The sequence below is a fragment of the Blautia sp. NSJ-175 genome (assembly GCF_022867815.1).
Taxonomy (GTDB): Bacteria; Bacillota; Clostridia; order Lachnospirales; family Lachnospiraceae; genus Blautia; species Blautia celeris.
In genome coordinates this window covers 19,752-27,078 of sequence record NZ_JALIFQ010000038.1, presented here as the reverse complement: position 1 = coordinate 27,078, position 7,327 = coordinate 19,752, and the positions used below count along the sequence as shown (strand labels likewise).

5 protein-coding genes are annotated in these 7,327 nt (G+C 50.4%); all 5 read left to right on the top strand.

Annotated features, from left to right (window positions below):
• Positions 1–245: 245 nt before the first annotated feature.
• On the top strand, positions 246–1,157 hold the full coding sequence (locus MUB35_RS29135; RefSeq protein ID WP_244807314.1) for an ArsR/SmtB family transcription factor: 912 nt from the start codon (positions 246–248) through the stop codon (positions 1,155–1,157).
• Between the two features lie 115 nt (positions 1,158–1,272).
• Positions 1,273–2,442, top strand: coding sequence for a galactokinase (locus tag MUB35_RS29130; protein ID WP_033143369.1), 1,170 nt, complete (start codon positions 1,273–1,275; stop codon positions 2,440–2,442).
• Positions 2,443–2,459: 17 nt separating this feature from the next.
• Entirely contained in the window at positions 2,460–3,950 is a 1,491-nt protein-coding gene (galT, locus tag MUB35_RS29125; RefSeq protein ID WP_033143370.1) for a UDP-glucose--hexose-1-phosphate uridylyltransferase, read from the top strand.
• Positions 3,951–4,080: 130 nt separating this feature from the next.
• Positions 4,081–4,551: an acyl-CoA thioesterase gene (locus MUB35_RS29120; protein ID WP_033143371.1), complete on the top strand. Its 471-nt coding sequence runs from the start codon at positions 4,081–4,083 to the stop codon at positions 4,549–4,551.
• 31 nt (positions 4,552–4,582) lie between these two features.
• Positions 4,583–7,228, top strand: a complete 2,646-nt coding sequence (gene polA, locus MUB35_RS29115; RefSeq protein WP_148393563.1) for a DNA polymerase I — start codon at positions 4,583–4,585, stop codon at positions 7,226–7,228.
• Positions 7,229–7,327: the final 99 nt, after the last annotated feature.

Genomic DNA, 7,327 nt, shown 5'->3' with positions numbered 1-7,327 from the left:
AACCAGCGAATATATTTGACAGAGTATCCAGAATATTTGGATAAGAAAACCGATGGCTTTGACTGTTATCAGTCTACACCATCGGTTTTCTCATGTCCAGCTAACCTCTGAACAGTAACGGGGCTGCCGCATGCATGTGCGGCAGCTCTTTGTCGTGGTTGACAAGGCAGGAACAAAGAGGGTAAAATAGAAATATCAATGATTCCGGCCCCAGTGATATCCGGCGGAAGGAAGAGGAAAACAACATGAAGAGACAATTATCCTTTGAGAATGAAAAGGAACTGATGCTGGTGGGAAAGGCGCTCGCCTCAGAGATTCGGATTCGTATCCTGAAGCTTCTGGATGAAAATCCCCTGTGCGTCAATGAAATCGCGGAGATTCTGCAGATTCCGCCCTCCTCAGCAGCTTTAAATGTCCGTGTACTTGAGGAAGCAGGACTTATCAGAACCGAGTTAAAACCCGGGGTCCGGGGCTCCATGAAGCTCTGCATCCGGCAGAACGAGGAACTGGTGGTTCATTTTCAGCAGGCAAAAGGAAAAAAGCATGAGGAACTCATTTCCATGCCTGTGGGCAATTATGTGGATTATAAAATAACGCCCACCTGCGGCATGGTCAATGATGAGGAGTATATTGACGGGGAAGACGAGCCACGGTGCTTTTATGATCCAAGGCGGACCACTGCCAAGCTGGTTTGGTTCTCCTCCGGTTATCTGGAATACCGGTTCCCCAATGCGGGGATTCAGGGAAGCCTGGTAAAGCGTTTGGAGATATCCGCGGAGCTGTGTTCAGAAACCGCAGATTATGATCTGGACTGTCCCTCAGACATCACACTGTGGGTCAACGGCGTGGACGCGGGAACCTGGGCCTGTCCCAGTGACTTCGGAGGCAGAAGAGGCAAGCTGAATCCGGACTGGTGGGAAGATAAGAATTCCCAGTACGGCAATCTGAAAAAATGGGTGATGGATACAGAGGGAACGTATCTGGACGGCGTGAAGGTGAGCGACGTTCCGGTATCCGGATATGATCTTGTGGAAGGCCCTTACATCTCGGTGCGTATCGGCATCAAGGAGGATGCGGAGCATATCGGCGGTGTCAATATCTTCGGCAGCAGTTTTGGGGATTACCCCCAGGATATCCTTATGCGGATTGAATATTGAAAAAAATATTTCCTGTGTTATAATAGGAACAGGAAAATTGTTTTAAAACAAAATTAATATAACTAATGTGCCTGCAGAATGCATCAGTTATATTGGAACATAGGAGGTAGGGAGGATGAAGCGAAAACTGCAAAACCGGTTTTGCGAGCTGTTTGGCGCAGACGGCGACATCCGTTTCTATTTTTCACCCGGCCGTGTGAACCTCATCGGGGAGCACACAGACTACAATGGAGGACATGTATTTCCCTGTGCCCTCACAAACGGTACATATGGAGCGGCGAGAATCCGGAATGACCGGAAACTGCGCCTTTACTCCGAGAATTTCAGCAACGCGGGGGTTTTTGAGACCAGCCTGGATGACCTGGCCTATCATGACAGGGCAGGGTGGACCAACTATCTGAAAGGTGTTATCTGGACCTTCTGCTCCAAGGGATACCCTGTGGAGAGAGGGCTTGACCTGGTGATCGGCGGCAATATTCCCAATGGTTCAGGGCTTTCCTCCTCCGCATCCATAGAGCTTCTTATGGCTATGGTTTTAAAAGATTTGTTTGGCTTTTCGGATATGAGCAAAACAGATATGGCCCTTTTCGGACAGTATGCGGAGAATAAATTCTGCGGTATGAACTGCGGGATCATGGACCAGTTTACTGTGGCCATGGGGAAGAAAGGCCATGCAATTTTCCTGGACACCAGCGATCTGGATTATAAATATGTGCCCATCAAACTGGGAAATGCTTCCCTTCTCATCGCTGTCAGCAACAAGAAAAGAAGGCTGACAGATTCCAAATACAATGAAAGAAGAAGGGAATGCGAGGCAGCGCTTCGGGAGCTTCAGTCAATCGTAAATATTCGTTCACTGGGCGAATTGACGGAGGAGGCTTTCGAGGAGGTCAAGGAGATCATCAAAGACCCGGTGCATGTCAGGCGTGCACGCCATGCGGTCTATGAGAACCAGCGGACCATACAGGCGGAAAAGGCTCTCAGGGAGCATGACCTGAAGCTGTTCGGCAGGCTTATGAATGAGTCACACATCTCACTGAGAGATGACTACGAAGTTACGGGAAGGGAGCTGGATACCCTGGCAGAGGCAGCCTGGAACCAGCCCGGCGTCCTGGGATCCCGCATGACAGGTGCAGGCTTTGGCGGCTGTACGGTCAGTATTGTGGAGGACGGCTTTGTGGATGCGTTTATTCGGAATGTGGGCTCTTTTTATAAGAAGAAAATTGGTTACGGTGCGGATTTCTACAGAGTGGAGATTGGTGACGGGGCCAGAAGAATCGGATAACAGGAAGGGGAAATACTATGTTAAACAACAGTATTAAAAAACTTGTGCAGTACGGATTGGAGACAGGCCTGGTGCCTGCATGTGAGAGAAATTATACCATCAACCTGCTTCTGGATTTATTCCGTCAGGACGATTACGAGGAACCGGCAGAGGAGTATGAGAATGTGGACCTGGAGGAAACTCTGGGTGAACTCCTTGATGAGGCTGTAAAGCGCGGCCTTATTGAAGACAGTATCGGCTACCGCGACCTGTTTGACACCAAGATCATGAACTGCCTTATGCCGCGTCCGGCACAGGTGCAGGAAAAATTCTGGAAGGAATACGAGAAATCCCCGGAGACAGCCACGGATTTCTTCTATAAGCTGAGCCAGGACAGCGATTACATCCGCCGCTATCGGATCAAAAAGGACAGAAAATGGACGGTGGACAGCCCGTACGGCACCATTGATATCACCATTAACCTGTCAAAACCGGAAAAAGATCCGAAAGCCATCGCAGCAGCTAAAAATGCAAAGCAGAGCAGCTATCCGAAATGTCTTCTCTGTATGGAGAATGAGGGATACGCAGGCCGTCTGAACCATCCGGCCAGAGAAAACCACAGGATCATCCCCATCACCATCAATGACAGCGGCTGGGGCTTCCAGTATTCCCCGTATGTGTACTACAATGAGCACTGCATTGTGTTCAACGGACAGCATGTGCCCATGAAGATCGAGAGAAACGCCTTTGTGAAGCTCTTTGACTTTGTAAAACTGTTCCCTCACTATTTCCTGGGCTCCAATGCGGATCTGCCTATCGTAGGCGGCTCTATACTGAGCCATGACCATTTCCAGGGAGGGCATTATACCTTTGCCATGGCGAAAGCACCCATGGAGGAGAGTGTGACCATACCGGGTTATGAGGATGTGGAGGCCGGCATTGTGCACTGGCCATTGTCCGTGCTCCGTATCCGTCACAGGGATGAGAAGCGCCTCATTGACCTGGCGTCACATGTGCTTGAAAACTGGAGAGGCTACACCGATGCGGATGCTTTTGTCTTTGCCGAGACAGACGGAGAACCGCACAATACCATCACTCCCATCGCAAGAAAGGTTGGAGACACCTTTGAACTGGATCTGACACTGAGAAACAACATTACCACAGAGGAGCACCCCCTTGGTGTCTATCATCCGCACGCAGAGTATCATCACATTAAGAAGGAGAACATCGGCCTGATCGAGGTAATGGGGCTGGCTGTACTTCCGGCAAGACTGAAAGACGAGCTGGAGCTGCTGGCATCTTATATTCTGGAAGGCAGAGACCCTGCGGAAAATGAGATGCTTCAGAAGCATGCGGACTGGGTAAAAGATTTCCTGCCCAAATACAAGGATATCAATCAGGACAACGTGATGGACATTCTCCAGGAAGAGGTAGGACAGGTCTTCGTCAAGGTGCTGGAGGACGCAGGCGTGTACAAATGTACCCCTGAGGGAAGAGCTGCATTCCGAAAATTCCTTGCCACATTATAAAATATCGGTTATAATAAGATACAAAAAAGACAGGTCGGGTGCCTGTCTTTTTTGTTAAAGATATGCTATACTAATTTTATATTGCCGGAAATTCCGGCTAAACAGACAGAAGAGAGTGTGAATACAAGGTATGAAAGAGAAAAGGGTAGCAGATTCCCAGACAGAGCAGACGTATCTCATGCGTCCCAAGTATCTGAATGGCTACGGAAAGCTTTTCGGCGGACAGCTCATGGGCTGGATCGACGAGATCGCCAGCATAGTAGCCATGCGGCACAGCGAATCCGAGATCACGACTGCTGCCATAGATAACCTGAATTTTAAAGAAAGTGCCTCTGTGGACGATGTGATCGTTCTGCGGGGAAAGATCACCCATGTGGGGCGCACTTCCATGGAAGTGCGTGTGGATACCTATGTGGAGAGCCGCCGGGGAATCCGAAAGATCATCAACCGTGCCTACGTGGTCATGGTGGCAGTGGATGATTGCCAGCATCCCATACCGGTACCGGGCCTGCTGGTGGAGACCGAGGCGGAAAAAGCCGAGTGGGAAGGCGGCGAAAAACGCTATGCCCTCCGCAAACAGCGGCGAATAGAAGGGTATTGAGTTGAGATATTGATAAATAAAGGAGATAAAGATGAGCGAAAAAATCCTGCTGATAGACGGACACAGTATACTGAACAGAGCTTATTACGGCCTGCCGGAGCTTACCAACTCAGAGGGGCTTCACACCAATGCCATATATGGCTTTTTAAACATCCTGTTCAAGACCATAGAGGAGGAGAAGCCGGATTACCTGACCGTAGCCTTTGATCTGCACGCGCCCACCTTCAGGCACCAGATGTATGATGCCTACAAAGGCACCAGAAAACCCATGCCACAGGAGCTGAGGGAGCAGGTGCCTGTGATGAAGGATGTGCTGGCAGCCATGGGTGTCTGTATGATCTCCATGGAGGGGTATGAGGCGGATGACTTACTGGGTACTCTGGCTAAGAAAAGTGAGGCAAAAGGCATGGAGGTCACAGTCCTCTCCGGGGACAGGGATCTTCTGCAGCTTGCCAGCAGCCACATCTGCATCAGAATCCCAAAAACCAGATTCGGCAAGACCACAGTGGAGGATTATTTCGCTGATGACGTGAAAGAAAAATATCAGTTAAGCCCTGAGCAGATTATTGAACTGAAAGCGCTCATGGGGGATGCCTCTGACAACATCCCGGGACTTCCTGGAGTCGGGGAGAAGACTGCCACCAAGATCCTGCTGGAATACGGAAGTGTGGAAAATGCCCACGCCCATGCGGAGGACATCAAGCCCAACAAGGCGAAGAATGCTTTTCTGGAGCATTATGACCTGGCTGTTTTGAGCAAAAAGCTGGCAACTATCAATACGGACAGTCCGGTGGATTACGACTGGGACAGTGCCAGGATCAAGGATTTTTACACCCAGGAAGCTTATGAGTTCTTCAAGGAGCTGGAATTTAAAAACTTCCTTTCCCGTTTTGAGGATACCAGTGCCCCGGCAGAGGCCCAGAAGAGCTTTTCAACAGTGACAGAGCTTGATAAGGCTGAGGAGATCTTTGCAAAGGCCAGGACAACGCCGGAGCTGGGACTCCATATCCTGAAGGAGAACGGTGTATTTCTGGGGATGGGCCTTGCCTGCAGGGATGGGGAGCGCGTTGTGTCCTACTGCTTCCTGCCCCAGGGTTTTCTCACAGAGGCCTATCTGCTGGAGCAGGCACAGATGCTCTGTCAGGAGGCAGCCATGGTATCTTCTCTGGATGTGAAATCCATGCTGCGCCAGATGAACCTGGAGAACCACACGAAGATGTTTGACGCGGGGATCGCGGCCTATCTGCTGAATCCGCTGAAATCTTCCTACACTTACGATGACATTGCAAAAGAGTACCTGGGAGAGATGCTTCCCGCGAAGGAAGACCTTCTGGGAAAACTGAATTATACAAAGGGAATGAAAGAACAGGAGGAACAGGCAGCCTTGTCTGTCTGCTACATGGCTTACGTTGCCCTGAAAAGCAGGGAGCCTCTGAAAAAGGCTTTGGAGGAGACAAAAATGCTGCACCTGTTCACGGACATAGAGATGCCTCTTCTCTTTACCCTCTCTGACATGGAGAAGGAGGGAATCCGTGTGAATGCCCAGGCTTTAAAAGAATATGGGGACCAGCTTTACGTGAGGATTCAGGAGCTGGAGAAGGAGATCTACCGGGAGGCAGGGGAGGAGTTCAATATCAATTCCCCAAAACAGCTTGGCGTTATCTTATTTGAGAAGCTGCAGCTGCCTGGCGGCAAGAAGACCAAGACAGGATATTCCACTGCGGCGGACGTGCTGGAAAAGCTGGCCCCTGACCATAAGCTGGTAGCAGATATTCTGGAATACAGACAGCTTGCAAAGCTGAAATCCACCTATGCGGATGGGCTGGCTGTCTATATCGGTGCGGATGAGAGAATCCACTCCACCTTTAACCAGACCATCACGGCTACAGGGCGTATCAGCAGTACAGAGCCGAATCTGCAGAATATTCCCATCCGCATGGAGCTTGGCAGGCTGATCCGGAAGGTATTTATCCCAAAAGACGGGTATGTGTTTACCGACGCGGATTACTCCCAGATCGAGCTGCGTGTGCTGGCGCATATGTCAGGGGATGAAAAGCTGATCCAGGCATATCAGGAGGCTCAGGACATCCACCGCATGACAGCCTCCCAGGTATTCCACGTGCCTTTCGATGAGGTAACGGATCTGCAGAGGAGAAACGCCAAGGCAGTCAACTTCGGAATCGTCTATGGAATCAGCTCTTTCGGCTTATCCCAGGATTTGAGCATTACCAGGAAAGAGGCGGCCCAATATATTGAGAATTATTTTGAGACATACCCGAAGATCAAGGGATTTTTGGACGGGCTGGTGACCGAGGCAAAAGAGAAGGGATATGTGACCACCATGTTCGGCAGACGGCGTCCTGTTCCTGAGCTGAAATCCAGCAATTTCATGCAGCGCTCCTTCGGCGAGCGTGTGGCCATGAACTCGCCCATTCAGGGAACCGCGGCTGATATTATTAAAATCGCCATGATACGGGTATGGAAAGCTCTGAAGGAACAGCATTTAAAATCACGTCTGCTTCTGCAGGTGCACGATGAGCTTCTGGTGGAGACTGCAGAGGATGAGAAGGAACAGGTATCCGCGATTCTGGAAAAAGAGATGAAAAATGCCGCCAGCCTGGCGGTATCCCTGGAAATCGACATGCACACAGGCAGCAACTGGTATGAGGCGAAATAAATGCTGCTGTTCACACGTCCCTGTCCCGTCAGGTGTTTTCAGGCCGAAGGCATGAAAATCCCGGGGCAGCCGGCGCGAGGAAGGTGACGATCCGGATAT

What these genes read in the sequence shown, in the direction of transcription:
- polA (WP_148393563.1), top strand. Translation starts at nt 4,583, where the DNA reads ATGAGCGAAAAAATCCTGCTGATAGACGGACACAGTATACTGAACAGA.
- MUB35_RS29120 (WP_033143371.1), top strand. Translation starts at nt 4,081, where the DNA reads ATGAAAGAGAAAAGGGTAGCAGATTCCCAGACAGAGCAGACGTATCTC.
- MUB35_RS29135 (WP_244807314.1), top strand. Translation starts at nt 246, where the DNA reads ATGAAGAGACAATTATCCTTTGAGAATGAAAAGGAACTGATGCTGGTG.
- MUB35_RS29130 (WP_033143369.1), top strand. Translation starts at nt 1,273, where the DNA reads ATGAAGCGAAAACTGCAAAACCGGTTTTGCGAGCTGTTTGGCGCAGAC.
- galT (WP_033143370.1), top strand. Translation starts at nt 2,460, where the DNA reads ATGTTAAACAACAGTATTAAAAAACTTGTGCAGTACGGATTGGAGACA.